The organism is Arthrobacter sp. K41, assembly GCF_059089645.1.
This window is the reverse complement of sequence record NZ_JBNHEW010000003.1, coordinates 129,021-151,712: the sequence shown is the minus strand read 5'-3', so window position 1 is coordinate 151,712 and position 22,692 is coordinate 129,021. Positions and strand designations below refer to the sequence as shown.

Annotated in this window: 23 protein-coding genes, 3 tRNA genes and 1 pseudogene; 19 read left to right on the top strand and 8 right to left on the bottom strand. The window is 61.7% G+C overall.

Translation table 11 applies throughout. The features are described 5' to 3' along the window. Window position 1 precedes the first annotated feature (1 nt). Both AC5RTE_RS08360 and AC5RTE_RS08355 read left to right on the top strand, forming a co-directional pair. Window positions 2-74, top strand: a tRNA-Asn gene (locus AC5RTE_RS08360). Window positions 75-198: 124 nt separating this feature from the next. Then, window positions 199-274, top strand: a tRNA-Asn gene (locus AC5RTE_RS08355). Window positions 275-320: 46 nt separating this feature from the next. Here AC5RTE_RS08355 and AC5RTE_RS08350 read toward each other — a convergent pair. The 3 genes from AC5RTE_RS08350 to AC5RTE_RS08340 all read right to left on the bottom strand — a co-directional run bounded on the left by AC5RTE_RS08350 (window position 321) and on the right by AC5RTE_RS08340 (window position 2,239). Continuing rightward, complete coding sequence (locus tag AC5RTE_RS08350; RefSeq protein WP_494040925.1) at window positions 321-728, bottom strand: hypothetical protein; 408 nt, start codon at window positions 726-728, stop codon at window positions 321-323. A gap of 94 nt (window positions 729-822) precedes the next feature. Then, window positions 823-1,011: a hypothetical protein gene (locus AC5RTE_RS08345; protein ID WP_494040924.1), complete on the bottom strand. Its 189-nt coding sequence runs from the start codon at window positions 1,009-1,011 to the stop codon at window positions 823-825. A gap of 4 nt (window positions 1,012-1,015) precedes the next feature. Further along, on the bottom strand, window positions 1,016-2,239 hold the full coding sequence (locus tag AC5RTE_RS08340) for a multidrug effflux MFS transporter (protein ID WP_494040923.1): 1,224 nt from the start codon (window positions 2,237-2,239) through the stop codon (window positions 1,016-1,018). Window positions 2,240-2,420: 181 nt separating this feature from the next. On the opposite strand from AC5RTE_RS08340, the gene AC5RTE_RS08335 reads away from it, so the two are divergent. From AC5RTE_RS08335 to AC5RTE_RS08310, 6 genes are all read left to right on the top strand, one after another. Then, on the top strand, window positions 2,421-3,275 hold the full coding sequence (locus tag AC5RTE_RS08335; RefSeq protein WP_494040922.1) for a phage holin family protein: 855 nt from the start codon (window positions 2,421-2,423) through the stop codon (window positions 3,273-3,275). Window positions 3,276-3,376: 101 nt separating this feature from the next. Next, window positions 3,377-4,000: a CDP-alcohol phosphatidyltransferase family protein gene (locus tag AC5RTE_RS08330; RefSeq protein ID WP_494040921.1), complete on the top strand. Its 624-nt coding sequence runs from the start codon at window positions 3,377-3,379 to the stop codon at window positions 3,998-4,000. Beyond that, on the top strand, window positions 4,000-4,908 hold the full coding sequence (locus tag AC5RTE_RS08325) for a DMT family transporter (protein ID WP_494040920.1): 909 nt from the start codon (window positions 4,000-4,002) through the stop codon (window positions 4,906-4,908). The genes AC5RTE_RS08330 and AC5RTE_RS08325 overlap by 1 nt, the downstream gene beginning before the upstream one ends. Window positions 4,909-5,006: 98 nt before the next feature. Further along, the gene (locus AC5RTE_RS08320; protein WP_494040919.1) at window positions 5,007-6,203 is read left to right on the top strand and encodes a glycosyltransferase; all 1,197 of its coding nucleotides are present in this window, start codon (window positions 5,007-5,009) and stop codon (window positions 6,201-6,203) included. 74 nt (window positions 6,204-6,277) lie between these two features. After that, a tRNA-Ile gene (locus tag AC5RTE_RS08315) sits at window positions 6,278-6,351 on the top strand. A gap of 483 nt (window positions 6,352-6,834) precedes the next feature. After that, window positions 6,835-8,193, top strand: a complete 1,359-nt coding sequence (locus AC5RTE_RS08310) for a hypothetical protein (RefSeq protein ID WP_494040918.1) — start codon at window positions 6,835-6,837, stop codon at window positions 8,191-8,193. Between the two features lie 301 nt (window positions 8,194-8,494). Here AC5RTE_RS08310 and AC5RTE_RS08305 read toward each other — a convergent pair whose 3' ends face one another. Continuing rightward, on the bottom strand, window positions 8,495-8,809 hold the full coding sequence (locus AC5RTE_RS08305; RefSeq protein WP_494040917.1) for a hypothetical protein: 315 nt from the start codon (window positions 8,807-8,809) through the stop codon (window positions 8,495-8,497). A 165-nt stretch (window positions 8,810-8,974) separates the two neighbouring features. On the opposite strand from AC5RTE_RS08305, the gene AC5RTE_RS08300 reads away from it, so the two are divergent. After that, the gene (locus AC5RTE_RS08300) at window positions 8,975-9,319 is read left to right on the top strand and encodes a hypothetical protein (protein ID WP_494040916.1); all 345 of its coding nucleotides are present in this window, start codon (window positions 8,975-8,977) and stop codon (window positions 9,317-9,319) included. A gap of 717 nt (window positions 9,320-10,036) precedes the next feature. Here the strand turns inward: AC5RTE_RS08300 and AC5RTE_RS08295 are convergent. From AC5RTE_RS08295 to AC5RTE_RS08285, 3 genes are all read right to left on the bottom strand, one after another. Next, a complete protein-coding gene (locus AC5RTE_RS08295; RefSeq protein WP_494040915.1) occupies window positions 10,037-10,651 on the bottom strand; it encodes a hypothetical protein in 615 nt (204 codons plus the stop codon). 93 nt (window positions 10,652-10,744) lie between these two features. Next, complete coding sequence (locus AC5RTE_RS08290; RefSeq protein WP_494040914.1) at window positions 10,745-11,365, bottom strand: hypothetical protein; 621 nt, start codon at window positions 11,363-11,365, stop codon at window positions 10,745-10,747. A gap of 842 nt (window positions 11,366-12,207) precedes the next feature. After that, window positions 12,208-12,741: a hypothetical protein gene (locus tag AC5RTE_RS08285; protein ID WP_494040913.1), complete on the bottom strand. Its 534-nt coding sequence runs from the start codon at window positions 12,739-12,741 to the stop codon at window positions 12,208-12,210. 258 nt (window positions 12,742-12,999) lie between these two features. Between AC5RTE_RS08285 and AC5RTE_RS08280 the strand changes: the two genes are divergently transcribed. The 5 genes and pseudogenes from AC5RTE_RS08280 to AC5RTE_RS08260 all read left to right on the top strand — a co-directional run bounded on the left by AC5RTE_RS08280 (window position 13,000) and on the right by AC5RTE_RS08260 (window position 17,268). After that, on the top strand, window positions 13,000-13,395 hold the full coding sequence (locus AC5RTE_RS08280) for a hypothetical protein (RefSeq protein ID WP_494040912.1): 396 nt from the start codon (window positions 13,000-13,002) through the stop codon (window positions 13,393-13,395). Between the two features lie 150 nt (window positions 13,396-13,545). Continuing rightward, window positions 13,546-14,115, top strand: coding sequence for a hypothetical protein (locus AC5RTE_RS08275; RefSeq protein WP_494040911.1), 570 nt, complete (start codon window positions 13,546-13,548; stop codon window positions 14,113-14,115). Between the two features lie 750 nt (window positions 14,116-14,865). After that, window positions 14,866-15,183: pseudogene (locus tag AC5RTE_RS08270) on the top strand (hypothetical protein); the annotation flags it as partial. A gap of 25 nt (window positions 15,184-15,208) precedes the next feature. Next, window positions 15,209-15,715 (top strand): site-specific integrase, encoded by a 507-nt coding sequence (locus AC5RTE_RS08265; protein WP_494040910.1) that lies wholly within the window; start codon window positions 15,209-15,211, stop codon window positions 15,713-15,715. A 362-nt stretch (window positions 15,716-16,077) separates the two neighbouring features. Next, window positions 16,078-17,268, top strand: a complete 1,191-nt coding sequence (locus AC5RTE_RS08260) for an acyl-CoA dehydrogenase family protein (protein WP_494040909.1) — start codon at window positions 16,078-16,080, stop codon at window positions 17,266-17,268. A 31-nt stretch (window positions 17,269-17,299) separates the two neighbouring features. On the opposite strand, the gene AC5RTE_RS08255 is transcribed toward AC5RTE_RS08260, so the two are convergent. Further along, window positions 17,300-17,842 carry a peptidoglycan DD-metalloendopeptidase family protein gene (locus AC5RTE_RS08255; protein WP_494040908.1) on the bottom strand — a complete coding sequence of 181 codons (543 nt, stop codon included), beginning with the start codon at window positions 17,840-17,842 and terminating at the stop codon, window positions 17,300-17,302. A 433-nt stretch (window positions 17,843-18,275) separates the two neighbouring features. On the opposite strand from AC5RTE_RS08255, the gene rpsB reads away from it, so the two are divergent. The 5 genes from rpsB (at window position 18,276) to AC5RTE_RS08230 (ending at window position 22,637) form a co-directional block, all read left to right on the top strand. Continuing rightward, window positions 18,276-19,154, top strand: a complete 879-nt coding sequence (rpsB, locus tag AC5RTE_RS08250; RefSeq protein WP_494040907.1) for a 30S ribosomal protein S2 — start codon at window positions 18,276-18,278, stop codon at window positions 19,152-19,154. A gap of 128 nt (window positions 19,155-19,282) precedes the next feature. Continuing rightward, window positions 19,283-20,119: a translation elongation factor Ts gene (tsf, locus tag AC5RTE_RS08245; RefSeq protein ID WP_494040906.1), complete on the top strand. Its 837-nt coding sequence runs from the start codon at window positions 19,283-19,285 to the stop codon at window positions 20,117-20,119. Between the two features lie 172 nt (window positions 20,120-20,291). Beyond that, complete coding sequence (pyrH, locus tag AC5RTE_RS08240) at window positions 20,292-21,029, top strand: UMP kinase (RefSeq protein WP_104997352.1); 738 nt, start codon at window positions 20,292-20,294, stop codon at window positions 21,027-21,029. Window positions 21,030-21,156: 127 nt separating this feature from the next. Then, window positions 21,157-21,714 carry a ribosome recycling factor gene (gene frr / locus AC5RTE_RS08235; RefSeq protein WP_494040905.1) on the top strand — a complete coding sequence of 186 codons (558 nt, stop codon included), beginning with the start codon at window positions 21,157-21,159 and terminating at the stop codon, window positions 21,712-21,714. Next, window positions 21,714-22,637: a phosphatidate cytidylyltransferase gene (locus tag AC5RTE_RS08230; RefSeq protein ID WP_494040904.1), complete on the top strand. Its 924-nt coding sequence runs from the start codon at window positions 21,714-21,716 to the stop codon at window positions 22,635-22,637. Before frr ends, AC5RTE_RS08230 begins: the two co-directional genes overlap by 1 nt. Window positions 22,638-22,692: the final 55 nt, after the last annotated feature.

Here is a 22,692-nt window from a genome sequence, read left to right as displayed (position 1 = left end):
TTCCTCCTTAGCTCAATTGGCAGAGCATTCGACTGTTAATCGAAGGGTTGCTGGTTCAAGTCCAGCAGGAGGAGCGCGCAATCCCCGTTCCGGACTCCGGAACGGGGATTTTTTTGTACCCTCAAAGCCTTCGCGGCCCGGCAAAACCGCCGATTTCACTTTGGCGTGGATCCTTTGCTAATGTCATACCTGCTTCATTCCTCCTTAGCTCAATTGGCAGAGCATTCGACTGTTAATCGAAGGGTTGCTGGTTCAAGTCCAGCAGGAGGAGCCAAGAGAAAAATCCCCGTTCCTCCATTGGAGACGGGGATTTTTCTTTCCTAGACGAAGTCCATCTCCACTTGAAGAAACCGCTCCGCCTCGGCTACGGCGGCCAGGAACGCCTCCTGCTCGGTAGGCGACCTCCGCGGCTGGCGCGGGTTCCACTCATGCGGCGCCGAATGGACGCGCACAAAGCCCGTTTCCGGCGGCGCATAGAAGATCCCAAAGCGCTGGACGGGCCACTCGGGTGAGGTTTCCGGGGCTACCAGCAGCGCGGCCTTGAAGGCGGGGTTGTACCACTGGGCGATCGGACGGCGGCGGTCCTCCGTAAACAGGCCGGCGGCGTAGAGGGCGGCGGACTGCTCGCCGCTCTGGGCACGCAGCCGGTCCCACCACAGTGGCAGTATCCGGGCATCGCACCGTTGCCATGTGGCCGGAAGCGGCGGTTGGTTCTGCCGGCGGGACACGGACACAGTTTATCCCGTAGGGCACCGCGGCGGCAGACATGGCGCCGCGGCCCGGCCGTGCCGCGGGAACGTCGGGGAAGCCGTGCGGCCAGTGTCAGGGCCGGTTCCAGGGCCCCGGGTTGACGCGGTACAGCAAAGCCGCTCCTGCAATCATGCCCAGGGCGATCCCCATGGCAGGGTTGCCCAGGGCCCGGCCTGCAAAATAGCCGGCGACGGCGCCAAGCACCGCTCCGAGGAACAGGCCCCGGCGGTTCCGGTGCGGCTTTCGCCGTGGATGCTTCATGGCTTCAGTGGATCGAGGGGACGGTGCGTGGCCGTACCACCAGCCAGAGGGCTGCGATGGCCAGCAGGATGCAGGCACCCTGCACGGCGCCCATGGGAGCTGCGCTGTTGATGCCCAGCCAGCCGACCACAGGGGAGATGAGTCCGGCCATCATGAAGGTCGCGAAGCCGAGCAGGGAAGCAGCGGTGCCGGCCTGGGCGGCGTGGCTGGCCAGGGCGAGCACCTGCACGCAGGGAAACATGAAGCCGGTGCCCATGATGTAGAACCACAGCGGGACCATCACGCCCCAGAGGCCGAACCCCAGCTGGTCGAACACCACGATCAGCATTGCCATCACGAACATCCACGCCGTGGCGCCGGCAAGGATCCACTGCGGCGGCACGCGGCGGATCAGCCGCGAACTCGTCTGGATTCCGGCCACGATGCCCAGCGAATTGATGCCGAAGAGCAGGCCGTACTCCTGGGCGGAAAACCCGAAAACGTCCTGGAACAGGAACGGGGACGCCGAAAGATAGGTGAACAGGCCGCCGAAGTTCAGGCCAGCCACCATCAGCAGCCCAACGAAAACCCTGTCGGTGAAGAGAACACGGTAGCGCTGGCGGGCTGTCATGCCGCTTTGCCGGCGTTTTTCCGGCGGCAGCGTCTCGCGCACCAGGAACAGGGCGGCGACGATGACCAGGGTGCCGTAGGCGGCAAGGAAAACAAAAATCCCCGGCCACGGCATCACCAGGAGCAGCTGGGAGCCAATCACAGGCGCGAGGATCGGCGCCAGCCCGCTGACCAGGGACATGCGGGAGAACATCCTGACCAATGCATAGCCGGAGAACAGGTCCCGGACCATGGCCATCGCCACCACGCCGCCGCCGGCAGCGCCCACCCCCATCAGCACGCGGAAAATACCCAGGGTGGTGATGTCCGTGGACAGGGCTGCGCCGAGCGAGGCTGCGATATGCAGGGCCGTGGCCAGGATCAGCGGAGTCCTCCGGCCGAACCTGTCGCTGAACGGGCCCACCACCAGCTGGCCGAGGGCGAAGCCCACGGTCGTTCCGGCGAGGGTCAGCTGGACCTGGGCCTCACTCACGCCCAGGCTCGCCTCCAGTGCGGGAAAGGCGGGAAGGTAAAGATCGATCGTGAACGGACCCAAGGCCGTCAGGGCACCGAGGAGGAGGATGTACAGAAGTTTCCGGCGTCGGCTTAACAGGTCGCCCGGATTGCTGGGTGTGGTCACGGAGATTAATCCTATGGCCGGGGGCTAAGGGAATTCTCCAGCGTTGTAGGCCGCGCCGTCCGGCAAGCCACGGGGGCCGGTCATTCAACCGAATGATACTTTTGGTGCCGGGGACTGTGCAGCTGCACTTTCCCGCAGCACATGGAAGCCGAATTGGCCATGAAACAGTAAGGCGGAACCGATGAGCGGACGTCACAGCGGGCGGACCAGCCCGGGATTGCGCATCGCTGCGCTGCCCGGGACGCTTAAACTCCTTTTCCGGTTGGCGCCCCGCCAACTGAATGACGAAGTCGCTTTCGCGAAGATTGAGCTTAAGCGCAAGGGTATCCAGGTCGGAGTTGCCTCAGCCTTCCTCGTCGTGGCGCTTGTCTTCCTCCTCTTCCTGCTGGTCGGCCTGATCGTTGCCGCGATCATGGGCCTGGCCACGGTCATGCCGGCGTGGCTGGCCGCCCTGCTGGTCTCTGCGGTTTTTCTGCTGATAGCACTCATCGGTGGCCTTATCGGCATGCGCAAATTCAAGAAGGCGATGCCTTTGCTGCCGGAGGAAACCATCCGCGGCATCAAGCACGACATCGGCATCGCGAGGGAAGGCTCCGCCTACAATCCCGCAATCCTCGATCCGCAAAGCCCCGAGGCAAAAGCGGCCAAGGCTGCCAAGGCGCAGGCCGATGCCAAGGCCAAGGCCGAAAAGGAGGCCAAGGCAGCGGAGCACAACAAGGAATACCCGCAGGCCTCCGAGCCGGACCTCGTCCGCCGCCTCAACCAGCGCCGCCACCACCTCACAGAGGTCCGCGACGATCTCGGCGATGAGCTCGATGTCAAAACCCAGGCCCAGTTCCTGCTGGCTGCCGCCCAGGGCAAGCTCCACCAGGGCCAGGTTCTCGCCGGGCGGGGCAAGGACCTTGCCGGACGCCGGCTTGCAGCACTCTCCGAGTCCGCCGGAGGCCTGGGTAACCGGTGGAAGCCGCTGGCAGCCTTTGCGGCTGCCGGCACCTTGTTCGTCGTCCTGGTCCGCAAACTCCTGAGGACCTACTAGCACCAGGCTTCCTCCCGCGCTGCAGCGTGCAGCACGGCAGGTCCGTCGGCAGGAACCGTTAGCCCCCGCCCGAGGGGCAGCAGGAAGGAAAGGGGGTCGGGATGAAGTTCATCGGTGCCGGCTCCCGTCCCGGACGCCCCCAGGTGGACCATGACCGCGTGTTCACCATCCCCAACCTGCTCACTGTGGTCCGGTTCATGGGCGTACCGCTCTTCGTCTGGCTGGTCCTGGCCCAAAAGGAATACGGCCCCGCCGTAGTGGTCCTGGCAGTGATGGGCTGCACCGACTGGATTGACGGCTACGTAGCGCGCCGCTTTGACCAGGCCTCCAAGCTTGGCCGGGTCCTGGATCCCATCGCGGACCGGCTGGCGCTGATCGCCGTCGCGGTCACGCTGGTGATCGCCGGGATTGTGCACTGGCTGTACCTGGCCGCACTGCTGATCCCGGACGCCGTGCTGCTGGTGCTCACGCTGTCATTCTTCGGCGGCCACCCGGACCTGCCCGTCAGCGCCGTGGGCAAGGTCCGCACCGGCCTGCTGCTCCTAGGCACGCCGCTGCTGGTCCTGTCCCGGCTGGACACCGCGTTCTCGGGCGGGCTGCTCGTCACTGCGTGGATTGTCCTGGGCCTTGGCCTCGTTGGGCACTGGATCGCGGCCTACAACTACTTTTGGGCCATCCTGCGCAAAGGCAGAATGGTCCAGGACCACGACGGCGGGACCTCCTGATGGTGTGGGTGGCGGTTGGGCTGGCACTGCTGGGTGCTTTCTGCCTTGCCCTTGGTGCCCAGCGCCAGGGGAGCGCGGTTAAAGCCGACACCGGTGGCCTGGCGCTGAGCTCCAACGGATTCCTCCGCCTCCTCCGTAACCCGCGGTGGGTTTTCGGCCTCCTGCTGCTGTGCGCGGGCATGGCCATGAACGCGGTGGCACTGGTGTCCGCCCCGCTCACCGTGGTGCAGCCGATCGGCGCCATCGCGCTCGTCATCACAACCGTCATCAATGCCAAGGACCAGGACCTCACCATTAACCGCGCGACAGTGGTGGCCATCAGCGCGTGCGTGACGGGCTCTGCGCTTTTTGTGCTTCTGGCCGTCAACGTCACCCAGGAAAACCACCATGTGAGCCTGGACGCCGAACTGACCATCGTGCTGCTGCTGGCCCTCGCCGTCGGACTTTTCGGCACCCTTGCAGTGATGTTCAAGCACCGCATCAACGCTTTTATCTACATCCTTGGCGCCGGCGTACTGTTTGGCTTCGTAGCAGTGCTCACCCGGATCATCGGCAAACACCTGCTTGACCCGAACGGGCTGTTCCTGCTGAACGTTCAGTGGTACTCGGTGCTGGCCCTCATCGCCGCGGGAGGTCTGGGTTCGTGGTTTGTCCAGAACGCCTACTCCGCGGGTCCGCCGGACCTGGTGATTGCGGGACTTACGGTGATCGATCCGCTGGTAGGGATCGCCATCGGAATTGTCATCCTCGGTGAACTCCGCCCCGATGTCCACGCCGTGATGGCCATTGCCATGGGAACCGCTGCTTCCCTTGCTATCGTGGGGGTAATAGCCCTTTCAAGGCACCATCCCGAGGTTACCAAGCGCAAAAAAGACGCTCGGAAGGCCGCGGGCAGGCCGTCCCACTAGTCCGTCCAGCCACTACACGAGGCCCCCGGCCCCATGCCGGCGGCCAACCGTGCTGCCAGTGCCAGCTGTCCGCACCGTGACCATCAGGAGTTCTCCACGTGACCACGCCCGCAGACCAGCAGCCCCTGACCATTCTGATCGCCGCGGACACCTATCCGCCCCATATCAACGGGGCAGCCCAGTTCGGGTACCGGCTGGCCAAGGGCATGACGGGCCGGGGCCACAACGTGCACGTGCTGGCCTGCCGCGCGGACAACGGGAAGAGCTTCACCGAGTTCCGGTCAGAAGCAACGGTGCACCGCCTCCGCTCGCACGGCGTGCCCACGCATGAGTACTTCCGGATCTGCTTTCCCTGGGAAATCAAGAAGGAAATCAGCCTCCTTTTTGACCGCGTTAAGCCTGATGTAGTGCATATCCAGAGCCACTACATGATTGGTGAGCATGTCCTGTACGAGGCCGACAAGCGGGGCATCCGGATCGTCGCCACCAACCACTTCATGCCGGAGAACCTCAACCCGTTCCTGCCGTTTCCGCAATGGTTCAAGAACATCATCGGGCGGATCTCCTGGAAGGACATGGGCAAGGTGATGGGGCGGGCGGACGTGGTAACCACGCCCACCCCGCTGGCGGCCAAGGCGATGCACCAGCACGCTTTCCTCCGCAAGGTCCTGCCGCTCTCGAACGGCATCGACTCGGCCGCCTACGAGCTTCAGCCGGGCGAGCACATTGAACCGCACGCCCACCCCACCGTGATGTTTGCCGGCCGCCTTGCCGAAGAAAAGCATGTGGATGTGCTGATCGAAGCCATCAGCAAGACGCCCCCGGAGCTGAACGTGCACCTGGAAATCGTGGGTGGCGGCGAGGTGCGTTCCTCCCTCGAAACCCTCGTCCAGCGGCTGGGCCTGGGTGACCGGGTGAAGTTCCTGGGCCTTGTCAGCGACGAGGAGCTGCGGGAGACCTATATCAAGGCGGATCTCTTCTGCATGCCAGGGACTGCGGAGCTGCAGTCCCTGGTCACCCTGGAGGCGATGTCTGCTTCCACTCCCGTGGTGCTGGCGGATGCCATGGCTTTGCCGCATCTGGTCCGCGATGGCGAGAACGGGTACCTGTTTACCCCAAACGACAGTGATGATCTTGCCAAGAAGATCACCATGATCCTTGAGCTGCCAGCGGACCAGCACGCCGTGATGGGCCAGGTCAGCCGGCAGATGGTGGAACCGCACAGCCTCGAAGGCACCCTGCAGACTTTCGAGGACCTGTACCGGGGCGCGCGCTTCGAGGACAAAGTGGTCTGAGGGCTTTCCCGGGTTTGCTAGAGTAATTTTGCCCTGCCGGCGCATCCCTTTTGCGGTGGCGGGCCAGGGCGTCTGGGGCTATAGCTCAGCTGGTTAGAGCGCGGGACTCATAATCCTAAGGTCCTCGGTTCAAGTCCGAGTAGCCCTACCTCAGAAAGAGCCCTCCTTCCCTTGTAAACAAAGGGAAGGAGGGCTCTTTTGCATAGTCGCCGGGGTGGTCCTTGACAGAACGCCTTCGTTGAGCGTTATCAGCAATTCCCGGCGATTTCCGGCGGACTGGATAGTTTCTGGATAGCGAAACGGCGAGGTGGATACTCCGCTTTTCCCTGTAGCACAGGGGCCTCAGGCCCCTAACGCATCTCCGGGCGCAGGAGAGCAAGCGACATGAAGCGAAATATTGGGTCGATACCTGGAAATCTCTTTCACGCTCTGTCACGCGTGGCAATGTTCATAAGTCACCCCCGATTCTGCCCAGTGTGCAATGGCAGCCCTACAGGCCGCTGAGTAAACCCCAGAAGCCCTCAGGGGCTCCGAGCGGGGCTACTGCTGCTCTTGCTGCCGCTAGACGCTTAGAGCGGCGTACTGCGCTTGAAAGCTGCCCAGCGTCGGGCCCAGGTAAGAGTGCGCGGTAATGTTCTCGGGAATTGAGGGGCAATGGGTAGAACAGGCGCACTGTTCGGATAACCTCAATCCCAAGCGTGCGACACCTAATAAGGGTGTCGATGAGGGGGTTGGAATGGTCAGGATTTCGCGTCTGGCGGGGTTAGCCTTTTACCGCCTAAAAACCACCCTCAAAAGCTTTCGATGGGTAATAGTAGGCGGCATTGTAGCCATCATCAGTCTTGCCGACCTCTTCTTCGACATCCCGGTGGAAGTGATCGCGCCGGCAGCCTTAACAGCGCTGGTCTTGGTAATTCTAGATATCCGCGCCAATCGAAGGGCTTGGAAGTCTACAGCGTTCGTGCCTCGCGACTCCGAGACTTTCCGGGACTTAACGTCCCAACTCGAGGAGTCGGAACGCTTCGACGCTTGGGAATATCCGAACGGAAGTTTCGTTCATGACAGAAGTTTGAGTGCAGTGATTGAAGGCGGCTTGGTAGCACGTCGAAGCGAGTCGTCCTACGCGCTTCCTCCAGCCCTGGACAAGATCGGCAAGCGCTACCTCCATCATGTGCTAAGCAAGCCGCATAGCAGCCACCACGACGGCCCCATCATGGGTTGGCACTCGAACATAGGGACCGTCGAAGCGCTAACCGAGGTTCAATTTGTGCCGTCCAGTTACCATCTGCACATTGCCTCCGATCACCTAGCAACGGTGAACATAGAGCAAGACAACGCTCCCTTGAATGATCACGGCCGAAGACTATTCATGAATCGGCATGGACAGTTGAGAGACTTTGGTGAGTCCTGGCTCCTCAACGGCGTTGGTGTATCTACCCTTGCTTTTACGTCAGACGGCATGTTGCTACTTATTCAGCAGGCGATCAACAACATCAACAGTGGTGAGCTCTTTGCTCCAAGTGGCTCGGGAGCGCTGGAACCGGCTGATTTCGGAGGATCATCGACGATCCCGCTGAGACAGCTTGCGGAGAATGGCGGCAATAGAGAACTGACTGAGGAAAGCACAGTGCGAATGCCTGAAGTCCAGGCCAGCCACTTTCTGGGCGTTGGACGCTGGCTAAACAAAGCGGGAAGACCAGAGCTATTTTCACTGACTCGTGTCTCTGTGGACTCACACACGCTCAAAGCACGTCCTCTGAACAAAGAGGAAAAGCCCTATGTGAAACGTCAGGAGTTTGTGCGTCTAGTGGGTCACCCCGCAACGTGGAATCCCGAAACGCCCGACAGGATGCTTTTGCCGGCTTTCCGCGACCATCTTTCCGTTCCGCTAGCGGCCGGCCTGTCCTTGTTGGCGCTGAAGTGGCAAACGCTGGAGGGGCTAGACGAGTCGTTTTTCGTCAGCTCTGCGCACGTTTCTCCAGAACAATAACAAGGCGGGTTCAGCCCTGCATGGCACACGCAGGGGCCCCTACTGCTTCGCTCACAGCGTACTACTTTCACGGAGGATGGCAGCTACCCTGCGGCACTGTTCCTCGGATAACTCTGGGAGTCCGTCAACAATGCGGTCAGCCATCGCCTGCAATTCTTCAGGGGTAACCCTAGCCACGGTCCTAGTTCCTTCCCAAGACGTGAGCGATCATGTGGGCTTGCTCCTCGGTCAGCGTCGGCATCTGAGCAACCTTCTTCTCTGCCCAGGCGCGCAGTTCTTCGTCTGTCATGTTTGCCACCGCCTACGCCGTAGCCGTGAGGACCGTGGGCGTCCCGTAGGGCGCGCCGGCAGCCACTGCCGCACGGGCTGAGGCGTCACGCTGCCAAGATTCGATAATTCCCATAACAGCGTCAGCGTCACCCTCGAAAGCGATGCGGAAGCCTTGGCCGTAGTTGATGATGACCGCGCCGGTTGGCTGTGCGTTGCCATCCAGCTCGTTCTCAATGCCGTGAATGGAGCTCAAGGAGATGTAGGCACCGGGGAATTTGATGAGACCGCTCTTCTTTGGGGACATCAGCTTGAACAGGAACCTTGCCGTCTTTGCTGTTGCGGCCACAGCCCTTGCAGGGTGCAGCGCACCCGGCGAGGGAACGCCTCGCCTACTGTCACGGTGACAGTAACGCAGCCTCCGGTAACTGTGACGGCTACGCCTCAAGCGCCCGCTCCGGGCGCATCTCCCGCCGCGCTTGGTGAAACGCTATCGGCAAAGAATGGCGGATCCGTGACCGTGTCTGAGCATCGCAAGGGCGTCGAGAAGCAGGACCCCAATCAGGAAGCCATCCACGTCGAGGTGTGCGTGCTTGCAGCGCCGCCGACTGTCGGCGCTGAGCTGCCATACTTAACCAACCAACCTTGGGCACTGCTGGACGCTGACAATAGGCGATACACGTCTGCTTCGACCACGTGGCAGCACGAAGGTGCCCAGCCGGCCTACCCGCATCAAGAAACGATTTCATGGGGTTACTGCGTTCGCGGCTGGGTCATCATCCAGGGCCAGGCTGCAACTCAGATGACCAAGGTCAGGTACACCGGGGCCAATTCAATCCTGAAGTGGAAGCTTTCCTAGCGCCACGCCGCTATTTGCCCCCGGAAAGAAGGCAAATAGCGGCGAAACCGCTGTTGGACGTATTCCTCGAAGAGATAACGCGTAACTATGGGCCTCCAGAGGTCGTAGTTAACCTTCTGAGGCTCCAATAGGCTTTAGCCCCACCCGCTGAACCCTTTTCGATTCGGAGGCGCTTAGAATGGCGCGCAGCGCTTTCTGCTATCCATAAAGAGCGGTTTGAGCTTATGATTGTGTCCGGTTTGAGTAATTGTTGCAAAAGTTGGACCTAAAGAGGCATCTCCTGTGTACTCTGACCCTGACGAAGCAACTTGGCGGGAAAATGCGTTTTAATTGCTCGACTGGATTGTTTCTCACCGGAGCCTGGCTCGCCATTGGAGGAGCAGCGGTAGGTTTTGTCGGAATTGCCAGTATGGGCTCCTCCTCGACTTCCATCTACTCGTCGAGGCCGGACGGATTCAGCTTGCGTACTGATACTCCTGTCGGGTGCTGCAGCGGTAACTGGGTGGGTGCTTATAGCGATCGCGCTTCATAGGGCGCTTTCCAAGATCGATGGGTTGGCTGCCCCGCTGGCGCAGCAGCAGGGGGCTCAGTGGCAGGGGCAATATCCGCCGTCACAGGGCGGCCCGTTTCCCGACGGAACGGCGCTCGTCAGGGGAAGGTCCGAGAGTAGACCATAGCTGCGTACTCATGCGTGTTTTAGCAGGGGTTACTGACCTATCACTCTGGCGTGAGTACGGCTGTAAGCCATGCGGAGAACACGCTAACGGGCGCAGTAACGAGAAGGCTGAGTCCCGCTGCCTGCCAGCGGACCTTGCGGTCGTGGGACCGTTGATCGGCGGTTGCCTTGGTGATCGTTTTCACCACGGGGTATGACTTGAGACCCCTCCACCAAGGGACCGTTCCGGTGCATGACTCCGCCACTTCCTTGGCCCTGCTGACGAGGTACGAGGCATCCTGGGCCATTCCGAGGTTAGGGCTTATTGCCAGGTAAAACCGGCCGGGCATTGAGGCGGAATGACCAGCGTTTGTAAGGGTGACCATCAACTTCCAGCCGCTCCCGATTTCATCGGGCTCGGCGCCCGGCGGGTAGATGGCGATGGACATCTCATCGAGTTGGGCATCCGTCATCCCCGAAATGTCCTCGAGGGACTTGGGCGACCCTTTAACCCTGTACTGGACAGGGCCGCCGGTGGCGAGTTCGTCGCCGAATGCCTTCAAATCCGCGAGGGTTTTAACCTGGACGCGCTTCCTGTAATGCGAGCCGATGCCCGCATCATCCCAACGGTTGGCCTTATCTGCGAGACGTTGGAGCATCAGGTCATAACGCGGCAAAGCGGTCCCCTTGGATCAATTCGGCGTAGTTGGTGGGCAATTTTCCGCTGCAAGAATACCCCGGGATAAGTGCACAGGGCGGGGCGGGCGGCCCTAGTCCCACCCTTTAATGGCTTCTATGACAAATGGGGCAATGACCGCCAGCGCGGCGAAAACTAGTGAGCTCAGCGCTATCCAGAAGTTCTTTCGCGCCGCGCTCCTAGCCTCTTCGTCGCGGCCGGCCGCTTCACGCGCCTGTTCGCTCATTGTGGTCAGCATGTCTTGCATGACCTGTGCGGTGACTTTTATGTTCTCGCTATTGCGCTCTTCTCGCTCATGCTCCAAGCGCTTGGCCTCCGCGATACTGTCCAATACCTCCTGACTTACCCCGAAGTCCTGCGCGGAGGGCTGTGCACGTTGGGCAACGGACGTGATCGCCTTCTCCCTTATGGCCCCTACGTCTATGGAGGGGTGGCTGGGCGGGGTACCGTTTGTAATAGGGGACAACCGCTCGAACATTGACTTGATGTTGCCAGTAAAGGCTTGGCGGAATTGCCCCATGGTCTCGTTCAAGGAGTTGCGGGCATCTTCATACTCAGCGTGCTCCTCCTCGCTGAGCTCGATTGGCTTGCCGTCTGCTTCCGCTTCTTCGATTTCTTGGTATCGATCCATCGTCATGGCGGCCTCCGAATCATTCAAAAGGCTGACGACGTACGGCTCGTTTTGCTGGCTCATGGCCCCATCCTAAGGCGGGGCGCGTCGCCATCCATGTCGGCTGAAATGAGGGCAGAAGTTGAGGGTACTTTCGTAAAAAAAAACTATTTTATCCACAGATCATTTCTAGCAATTCCCCGGCTCAACGCTGCTCAAGCATTGTGGCAAAAACTTTTCCACAAACTCGCCCACACCTTGTGCACAAGTTATGCCGAGTACTGCACAGGTTATCCACAGGGGGCGGCCCTCAATGGCTTTGCGAATGTTCGGGATGTGCTTAGGCTCCTAAATACCAGCGGCCGGTACCCGTCTGTCTCGCAAACTCGGGGTACCGGCCGATCAAAACAAACAGCGCAGCGCTGAGTGCTTCGGTGTCAATAGTAGGCAGCCCTTCGGGGCTGAGCAACCGCTATTGGCTCGCTCGAGCACTTGTCGTGCCGCCGGGAATAGAAGGTGTGACACATGACCAAGTCATTCGAGCACAAGCCCTGTAAGTGCCCCAGATGCACAGTCGTGCCTCCACTGCTGCAGCAGTGGTCCGGGCCCGTTGCGTGCATCTTGGCGGTGGTCGCGAGGGAGTTGTGGAACTAGGTCAGACAGGCAACGATGAGTCGTAGCGCGACGTTTGTCAGTAGTTCACCTGCTGGGAGTATCGTCCGTAAACCGTTGCTGTAGCGGCCCTCACGGGATCATGGCGGCGGTAGATGGCCCGCTCTGCTCAACAGGGGGCAGAGCGGGCCACCCCCTGGCTAGCGGAGAGTCCGGGCAATGTGGGCGCTTAGTTATTGCCGGGTCAGCCCTCCCAGTCTCGCCGCGTCCCGCTTCAAGGTGGGCAACTGAAGCGCGGCCGACAAGGGCACCCATCAGTAGGCGGGGGAATCCGCTGCCGCTGCGATCACAGCGGCGTCATCAACTATGGAGGATGGGTTTACGGCCCAGTCCATGATTTGCCTGCGCGTAGTTGCGGCGAGATTGTATATATCGCTAATTTTGTCCACGCTGCGTTCGTCCAGCTGAGTCATTGCAAATACCCGGGCGCTAATCCAGCCTCCTAATATTGTGCCGCCCTCATGGCAATCGAGGCGAAGTAGCGCATCCAATTCTTCAGTCTCGTGCATTAGGCGGAAGTAGTCCTGGCCGTCCACGCTCTCTGCCGATAGCTGCGCTACTTTCGTGATCAATGCCATGCAGCGTTCGGCCATATGCCGTCGCCAGCTTGCCCATTGTGCCTGTTCCTGCGCTTCGAAGGCTGACTTCATTTCCGCTTCACGGCGGTTGAAATCCCTGCGCTGCGACCACAGGGCAAGCAGCACTGAGCCGATAACAGCTACAAGCGTGAACATCCCGGCCCAGAGCACCTCTGGGCCATTACCAGCATCCCCAAAATCTAGAAGCATGACGAGAGCCTCTCACAGCGCACCCCTAAGCCGTGGGATTCGGACTTGCCGGTTAGTGTGGTGCGGTGAAACATCTTGGCTTTCCTTGCGCCACCGCACCAGAAGATCACGCCCCATGAGGGCCTATGGGCTAGCCCGAGCTGTCGGTGAGTTGTGGTTTTGGATGGTTGTTTTTTAACGGGCCTCGCACTTGGCGCCTTCATAACCTGCGCCATACGCGTCGGCGTTGGGGGTGTCGATATGGCTCGATGGCCTGAGATGGCGACTGCGATCTTCGCCCTACTAGCATTCATGGTTGCCTTGCTGACCTACCGATTCACCTTGCACAAGCATCAAAAAGACCTGTTCGTCACGGTGCACGACAAACTAATTGCGCCCGACATGCAGAAGGGTCGCGAACTCTTGTTGGAGCATGTAAAAAATAAGGACGACGTTAGCAGGCTGAACAAAGACCAGTTCCGCGTGGTGAACGGGTCTGTGGCGCTTTACGACACTTTGGCGATGTACGCGCAGAACAATGACCTAAGTGATAAGCATGTCCGGGATACCTGGGGACTTGTAATGCACGACAATCGGGCCCGATCTTGGCCTTTATCGCTCACCGCAAAGATAAGGACCACTACGAGTCCTGGCCGCATCTTCGGCAGTTCCTAGCCAGCCTTGGGAAAGCACCCCCTGTCGCTAGATGAGCATAAATGGCCCATATTGGGCCTTGGGCAAGGGATAGGGGAGTGCCACGAATTAGGATAGCGCCCGGCGGTACAACCGTTCATGTATTCACAAGGGGGACTGCAAACAATGGACTTGGCGCCTCAGATAGTCACATGGGTAATCTCGCTCGGCTCCTTAGCCGTTGCCGCGTGGGCTTTGCTACTCAGTCGCAGGAATGACGCGCGGCAGCGCCGTATAGAGGAGCGCCAAGACACAATTTTCCGCCGGGAGAAGGCCGACAAAAATTCCGATTTTGTCGTGGAGTGGTGGGACTATCCGTTCCGAGAGGTTGCCTATGTGGTGGCTCGCAACGTCGGCGGCGGGGCAGCGACCAACATCCATGCGCACTTCCGCGGCGACCCCACTCACATTCTGGGCTTTGACGGGGAGACGCGCGGACCACTAGCTCCTGGCCAGACATTCGTAGTCGCCGGTGAGCGAAGTGTGTTCCCGGTGGATGGGCATCCTCAGATGCGGCTCAGGGGGCTGGGGGACAATGATTTCATCTTGTCGTGGGTCGACTCCTACGGCGATGAGCAGTCAAAGGTCTTTCCTGTGGCCGAAATGACAGCCAAGGGGATCGTGGAGGACGAGCCGAACTTGCCATCGCAATGGGAGACGAACGTGCCATACCTGCCAATCCAAGACACCCGAGCCCGATAAGCAGTCACAGGCAAGTAGCCCCGCTCGTGCATGGAGGGCAACTTCTTCAGTCAGGCCTGTAGACCGCTGACGGCCAGCTTCACCCGCCAGTTGCCACCCGCTCGGGATGCAGAGGGCATGGAAGAGTGGAGCGGAAGACACGGCACGTCAGACTGTGCATGGGGGCTTACGGCTGACGCCGACGCCCAAGTGATGGCAAGCAGCAACGACTTCGATAGTCACGGAGCAACGTGCGGGGCGACTGCCCTTTGAAAGGCCGGCCTTTGCCGACTGTTGGTTAGTGACCTGCGATTGCTTTGCCTAGTAACTGCGCTGCCTGCTTTAGTCCCTTCCACTGGAGCTGAACCGGCGGAGCCGTGTTCAGCAGCTAGCTGTATATATAGAAGGGGGCTGGACGGTATCGGGGGGAACACTTGGGAACTCATTGCCCGATACCTGAAAGTATTGGCAAAACGGGCTCTATTCAAGAATCGAGCTCTTGGCGTGCTCCCGGACCGGCCTCCCCGCGCCGGAAGGGGGCACGCCGCGCCCCGGTTAGGAGGACTTTGGATAGCGAGCACTTAGGATAGTCGCCATGGCCGTATGCGACGCTCGCGAGCGGTTCCCGGATACGCCCACCACCAAGCCGTGGGTCGCTGACTACCGGGACGCCTCCGGAGCCAGGCGGCAGCCGCGCTTTCGAACAAAAAAGAGGCCGAAGCGCACTATCGGGAGCAGACGCTGGCCGTCTTCAGCGGCACTCATCTCGACATGTCCCGCGCCAAGGCAATGACAGTCTCACAGCTCAACAAGCAGTTCGTTACCTTCAAGCTCAGCGTGAGCGCCCGTGGCAAGCCCTGGGCGCCAGCCACACACGCCAAGCACCGGGCACAGTTCGCCAAGTACGTCGAGCCGCGCTGGGGTCATACACCGCTCGCCAGCGTCCGTCACGCTGACGTGTCCGACTGGATAAGCGGGCTGGAGTCGGATGACGGCCCCGCAGGGGCCAGCGTGAAGCGGCAGGTTGCCAAGCTGTTTTCTCAGCTCATGGGCTACGCGGTAAGGCTCAACCTGCTGCCAGCCAATCCAGCTGCGAGATGGCTCCATCGACTACATGCCCAGGGTTCAGAAGCTGGCGAACCACGTCTATTTGTCCATGGAGCAGTTGGCCTACTTCGCCAGCAAAGCCGATCGATACGAGGACATGATCCTGACGGCAGGGCTCTGCGGGCTCCGGTTCGGCGAACTGGCCGCCCTCCGTGTTGGCAACCCCTCCCTGGGCGACAAGCCATCAATCAACGTCGAGTCGTCCATTTCTGACGTGCCCAAAGACCTCGGCGGGCGCGTCGAGAAGGACCCCAAGGGCGGAACTGGCCGCATTGTACCGTTGCCCGTCAAACTGGCGGCGCGGCTGGCCAGGGCGGTTGAAGGCCGAAGGCCTGAGGAGCGGCTGTTCACGTCCCCCAAGGGCCACACGCTGGGTGCTGAGAACTTCCGGCGGGACGTCTTCACGCCGCTAGTTGTGAAGGCGCAGGCAGGCGCCAAAGATTTCCCCTCTCTTACACCCCACGCCCTCCGGCATACTGCAGTCAGTCTGCATATCCGCGTGGGGTCAACGTAAAGGTTGTGCAGCGAATTGCCGGCCATGCGACAGCAGTCCTAACGCTGGACACCTACGCGGGGCTCTTTGACGATGACCTTCACGAGAGTGCGGCGAGGCTGGATGCTAACCTTCCGTTCTAGCTGGTGGATAGTCGTACCTACTGTTTCCCAGTGGCAGCAACGGAAAGCTGTAGGATTCATAATCCTAAGGTCCTCGGTTCAAGTCCGAGTAGCCCTACCCAAAGCGCGTAACCGCGGCCGGCACTTGTGCCGGCCGCGGTTTTTTCTTCCTAAAGCCTGCCTGCTGCGGTATGTTACTGAGCAGTAACTTAACGTGCTCCTTCCGGCCCCCGGTCACCGCTGATCATTTGCGAGGTAAACATGTCCACTTCCGCTGCCGACCTCAACAACCTGCCTTACGCCGATGGCGACTTTTATGCCTTCGAGCAGTTGCTCAGCGGGAAGGAGCAGGACCGGCTGTCGGAAGTCAGGGAGTTCCTGGCACGTGAGGTACGGCCTATTGCGGTTGACTACTGGAACCGCGCCGAGTTTCCGATGGGCCTGATTCCCAAGTTGGCGGATATTGACCTGGTCAGTCCTGTGCGCAGGCAGGGCCACTCCAACCTGTTTGCGGGCCTGATGCATGCTGAGGTGACACGCGCTGACGCGTCCATTTCCACCTTTATGGGCGTCCATGACGGGCTCTTCACCGGTTCCATTGAAGCGTTGGCCTCCCAGGAGCAAAAGGAGGCCTGGCTGCCGGACATCTATTCGCTCAGGAAGATCGGAGCCTTCGGCCTGACGGAGCCCCTGGGCGGATCCGACGTAGCGGGGGGTACGCGGACCACTGCTCGCCGCGAGGGTGGTTCGTGGATCCTGAACGGGGCCAAGCGCTGGATCGGGAACGCCACCTTCTCCGACTGGGTGGTCATCTACGCACGGGACATCCAGGACAACCAGGTTAAGGGCTTCCTGGTGGACACCCGGCTGGAGGGCTTCCGCGCGGAGAAAATCGAGAACAAGATCGCACTGCGGACGGTCCAGAACGCCGACATCACCCTGGACGACGTGGTGGTGCCTGACTTCTGCAAGCTTGCCCACGCCAATAGCTTCCGCGACGTCAACAAAGTCTTGAAAGTCACCCGCCTCGGCGTCGCCTGGCAGGCCGTCGGCCAGCAGCTGGCTGCCTTCGACGTGGCGCGGCGCTACGCGGTGGAACGCCACCAGTTCGGCCGGCCGCTGGCCTCCTTCCAGCTGGTGCAGAGCCAGTTGGTCCAGATCCTGGGCAACGCCGTCAGTTCCATGGGCATGATGGTGAGGCTGGCCCAGCTAGAGGACGCCGGGGTGGCCAAGGACGAACAGTCCGCCCTGGCCAAGGCCTTCACCACGGCAAGGATGCGTGAAAGCGTTGCCATCGGCCGGAACCTCCTGGGCGGCAACGGCATCGTGACCGACTTCGAAATGGCCAAGATCTTTGCCGACGCCGAAGCCATCTACTCCTACGAGGGAACGCACGAAATCAACACCCTCGTGACCGGCCGCGCCATTACCGGCATCTCAGCCATCGTCTGAGCCGGCGCGGTCCGGTTCCACGGCTCCTCAGCTACTGTGGCGGTGCTGCTAGGGGCAGCAGGATGGACGGACGCAGGTCCAGAACAAACTGCAGCGGATTTACGTAGTCCTCGCCCCGCCTGACACCCCAGTGGACGCACGAAGCCCCGGGGCAGTGCCCCGGCAGGGCAGTGCCAATAACCTGGCCCGCGCCCACCGCGGCTCCCGCGGCCAGGCTGCTCTCCACCGGTTCAAAGCTGCTGCGCAGGCCGTTTCCGTGGTCAATGGTGATCACCGGCCGGTCCACCACAACCCCTGCGAAGCTGACAGTGCCTGCCGCCGGCGAGGTGACCTGTGCGCCGTCGGACGCTGTTGCCAGGTCCACGCCACGGTGGCCGCTGAGCCACGGCTTGGGCGGCGGGTCGAAGTCGCGCAGGACCGGCGGCCGGGGACTGAGCGGCCACTGCCAGGAAGGCGCCGGCTCCGCCGCTGCAGGCTCTGCGGACAGCGGGGGGCCGGCCACCAGCGTCTCGCCGGCGGGGGTAAGGGAAGCGGGCAGCAGGAGCAGGGCCGCGAGCAGGACCGGAGGTTTCATAACCCCAGCCTGCGCCGGCGGGGAACTACCTGGGCAGGGCCAGCCCGGCCTATGTGGATAAGGCCTGGCAGAGCGCGGTCCCGTCCTTGGGGCGCGGGTGCCTGTAGTACACTTGATGGAGCAGTTTGCTGCGCCCTCAACGCTGTCCGTCCGGCGGCTATCCCAATGGTTTTTCCCAACGGTATACGCCCCTGTCCGGGTTTGCGTCGGCACGTCTCATTCAGGAGTGTGGGGGAGTGGCAGCTGACTACGCGTATCCAGCCCTCCAGCGGAGGATCATGCTTCTTGCGGTCAGCGCCCCCGGTGCTGATGAGAAGTGCGATGGATGCCAGGAGCAGGGCCCGCCCGGGCCCGGCTAATAAACCGTCAACTATTGGCAGGGTAAGAAGCCCAGGGGCTTTCTCATGAATGACCTGCCGGAAGGAGCGTCGGCATGCCCGTCGTAACCATGCGCCAGCTGCTTGACAGCGGCGTCCACTTTGGACACCAGACCCGCCGTTGGAACCCGAAGATGAAGCGCTTCATCTTCACCGAGCGCAACGGCATCTACATCATTGACCTTCAGCAGTCGCTGTCCTACATCGACCGCGCCTACGAGTTCGTAAAGGCCACCGTTGCACACGGCGGCACCGTTCTCTTCGTCGGCACCAAGAAGCAGGCCCAGGAAGCAATCGCCGAGCAGGCAACCCGCGTGGGCCAGCCGTACGTGAACCAGCGTTGGCTCGGCGGTATGCTGACCAACTTCCAGACGGTCGCCAAGCGCATCCAGCGCATGAAGGAACTCGAAGAGATCGACTTCGACGACGTCGCCGGCTCCGCGTACACCAAGAAGGAGCTGCTGCTCCTCAAGCGTGAACTCACCAAGCTCGAGTCCAACCTCGGCGGTATCCGCAACCTGACCAAGGCACCCTCCGTGCTCTGGATCGTGGACACCAAGAAGGAGCACCTCGCCGTTGACGAGGCCAAGAAGCTGAACATCCCGGTTGTGGCCATCCTGGACACCAACTGCGATCCGGACGAGGTCGACTTCCCGATTCCGGGCAACGACGACGCCATCCGCTCCGTGAACCTCCTGACCCGCGTTGTTGCCGACGCCGTTGCCGAGGGCCTCATCGCCCGCAACAACCGCGCCACCGGCACCACCGAGGCTCCGGAAGAGCCGCTGGCCGAGTGGGAGCGCGAGCTCCTCGAAGGCAGCAAGGCTGAAGAAGCTGCTCCCGCCGCTCCGGCGGAAGAAGCTGAAGCACCCGCTGCTGCCGAGGCAGCTGCCCCGGCAGAAGACGCTGCTGCTCCGGCTGAAGACGCCAAGTAACAAATAAATCCGGATTCTCCTGCGCCGCCCTGCGGTGCCGGAGCTGCTGACAGGATGGCGGCCCACCAGGTGGGCTGCTGTCCTGTCGGTCCGTACACCACCATAAATTTCTAGACAGAGGGGTTCACATGGCGAACTACACTGCCGCGGACATCAAGGCCCTGCGCGAGCGCACCGGCGCCGGCATGATGGACGTCAAGAAGGCTCTTGACGAGGCCAACGGCGACGCCGAGAAGGCCATCGAGATCATCCGCATCAAGGGCCTCAAGGGCGCTACCAAGCGCGAGGGCCGCTCCACCGCTGAGGGCCTGGTTGCCGCCAAGGTCAGCAACGGCGTCGGCGTTATGATCGAGGTCAACTGCGAGACCGACTTCGTGGCCAAGGCTGACAAGTTCATCCAGCTGGCCGACAAGGTCCTGGCCGTTGCCGTCGAGTCCGGCGCAGCCGACCTCGAGACCCTGCTCGCCACAGAGGTTGACGGCAAGCCCCTCTCCGAGGTCGTCGTCGAAGAAGGCGCTGTCCTGGGTGAAAAGGTTGTTGTCCGCCGTGTCTCCCGCGTCGAGGGCGCAACGGTTGACGCTTACCTGCACAAGACTTCCAAGGACCTCCCGGCCCAGGTTGGCGTGCTGTTCGCTGTCGACGGTGAAGGCGAAGCCGCTGGCACCGCCGCCCACGACGTTGCAGTGCACATCGCTGCCATGGCTCCGAACTACCTGACCCGCGAAGACGTCCCGTCAGAGCTGGTTGAGTCCGAGCGCCGCATCGCCGAAGAGACCGCAAAGGCCGAAGGCAAGCCCGAAGCCGCCCTCACCAAGATCGTGGAAGGCCGCGTGACCGGCTTCTACAAGGGTGAGGTCCTGGTTGACCAGGCATTCGCGAAGGACGCCAAGAAGTCCGTGGCGCAGGTCCTCGAAGAGGCCGGTGTCAAGGGAACCGCGTTCACGCGTTTCCGCGTCGGCTCCTAGTCGAAACAGCAAGGGGGTGGCCACTTCGGTGGCCGCCCCTTTTGCATGCGCGGGGACGCCCGCCTGGGAACCTGGCCCCGAACGGGACAGGCTCGAATGGTGCGGGCCCGAATGGGTCCCCGGCCGCGCAGCAGGATAACCTTTTTTCAGAGTTCACCAACGGGAAGGCATCATGGAAGCCGTCAACACTGTAGTCCAGCCAGAGAAAAGCCGACGCCGGGTCCTCCTGAAGCTTTCCGGCGAGGTCTTCGGCGGCGGGAAGCTGGGCGTTGACCCTGAGACCGTCCGGGACGTCGCCAAGCAGATCGCAGCAGCCGTCCCCCAGGTGGAGGTGGCGATCGTGGTAGGCGGCGGCAACTTCTTCCGGGGCGCCGAACTTTCCCAAAGCGGCATGGACCGCTCAAGGGCCGACTACATGGGCATGCTCGGAACGGTCATGAACTGCCTGGCCCTGCAGGATTTCCTGGAGCAGGCCGGCGTGGAGACCAGGGTCCAGAGCGCCATCACCATGGGACAGGTGGCCGAGGCCTACATTCCGCGGCGCGCCATCCGGCACATGGAAAAGGACCGCGTAGTCATCTTCGGCGCCGGTGCCGGACTCCCGTACTTCTCCACCGACACCGTTGCCGCCCAGCGGGCACTGGAAGTGCACGCCGACGTCGTCCTGATGGCCAAGAGCGGCGTGGACGCTGTGTACACGGCGGACCCTAAAAAGGATCCCACTGCCGAGCGGCTCGAAACCCTCAGCTATGACGACGCGCTCCGCCGCGACATCCGCGTGATGGACCAGACGGCGATGACCATGTGCAAGGACAACAACCTCTCGATGGTGGTCTTTGGCATGGAAGGCGAAGGCAACGTTACCCGGGCCATCCTCGGCGAGAAGCTGGGCACCCTGGTCACAGCCTAGCTGCGGCTAGGATGTCTTCAGGACAGTTCCGCCCCTGCCTGTGTGGCCAGGGGCGGAAGCAGTAACAGAACCACGTTTGTGCATGGACCCGGTGGCCCGGACTGCACCAGAATCTTCAGGAGAAACCGTGATTGAAGAAACCTTGCTCGAAGCCGAAGAAAAGATGGACAAGGCTGTTGAGGTAGCCAAGGAAGACTTCGCTTCCATCCGCACCGGCCGGGCCAATCCGGGCCTCTACAACAGGGTTCTGGTGGACTACTACGGCTCACCCACGCCGCTGCAGCAGCTCGCCTCGTTCGCCATTCCGGACGCCCGCACCATCCTCATCACCCCCTTCGACAAGACGGCCCTGCGCGACATCGAACGTGCGCTCAGTGATTCCGAGGTGGGTGCCAACCCGTCCAACGACGGCAACGTCATCCGGATCACCATTCCGGAGCTGACCAAGGAACGCCGCAAGGAATACGTCAAGATCGTCAAGACCAAGGGCGAGGACGCCAAAGTCTCCATCCGCAACATCCGCCGCAAAGCCAAGGAAACCCTGGACAAGCTGGTCAAGGACGGCGAAGCCGGTGAAGATGAGGGCACCCGCGCCGAAAAGGAACTTGACGGCCTGACCAAAGCGCACGTGGACGGCATCGACGAGCTGCTCAAGCGCAAGGAAGCAGAGCTGCTCGAAGTCTGATGGGCCAGGCAGAGCAGGCCCCGGCACAACGGGCGCGCACACGGGGGAAGCAGCCCAGGTCCAACCCGACGCCGAAGGCCGGACGGAACCTGCCGGCTGCGGTGGCGGTGGGCCTTGCCATGCTCTTCGCCGTGCTGGGCGGGCTGTTGTTCCTCCCTCTCGGCTTTGTTGCTGTCACCACCGCGTTCGCCGTTTTCGGGGTCTGGGAGATTTACCGTGCCCTGGAGGCGAACGGCACCAGGATGCCCATCGTGCCGGTAATAACCGGCACGGTGGCCATGCCCTTTGCCGCCTACTTCGGCGGGATCGAGAGCCTGCTGTTTGCCATGCTGCTGAGCTCGGTGGCCGTGCTGCTGTGGCGGTCCATCGAGAGTGCCGCCGGCTCAGCCAACAGCATCTTTGCGGGCGTCTTCACCCTGGGCTGGGTGCCGTTCTTCATCAGCTTCGCGGCACTTCCGCTGCATGCTTCGGGCGGTGCCACCCCCGTAGGACTTTGGCCGGGAGGGATGATTCCCGACGGCGCGTGGCAGGTGGCGGTCATGCTGCTGCTGGTCGTATCCAACGACACCTTCGGCTACCTGGTGGGCGCGTCATTGGGCAAGCACCCGATGGCGCCCAAGATCAGCCCAAAGAAATCCTGGGAAGGCTTCGCCGGCTCCATCGGCGGCGCCATCCTTATAGGCGTCCTGGCCAGCCTCTTTATGCTGGACAAGCCCTGGTGGGTGGGTGTGGTCCTGGCGGTGGGACTCGTAGCCGCATCCACAGCCGGCGACCTCGCCGAATCCATGGTCAAACGCGAGCTCGGCGTCAAGGACATGAGCAGCATCCTGCCGGGACACGGAGGCGTGATGGACCGCCTGGACTCGATCGTCTTTGCAGCCCCGGCGGCCTTTGTCCTGTACGGCCTCGTCTCCGGGGCCTGAAACACAACCCCCGCCGGACACCCGGGCACCCCTAGACTGGCGCCCGGGCGGTACG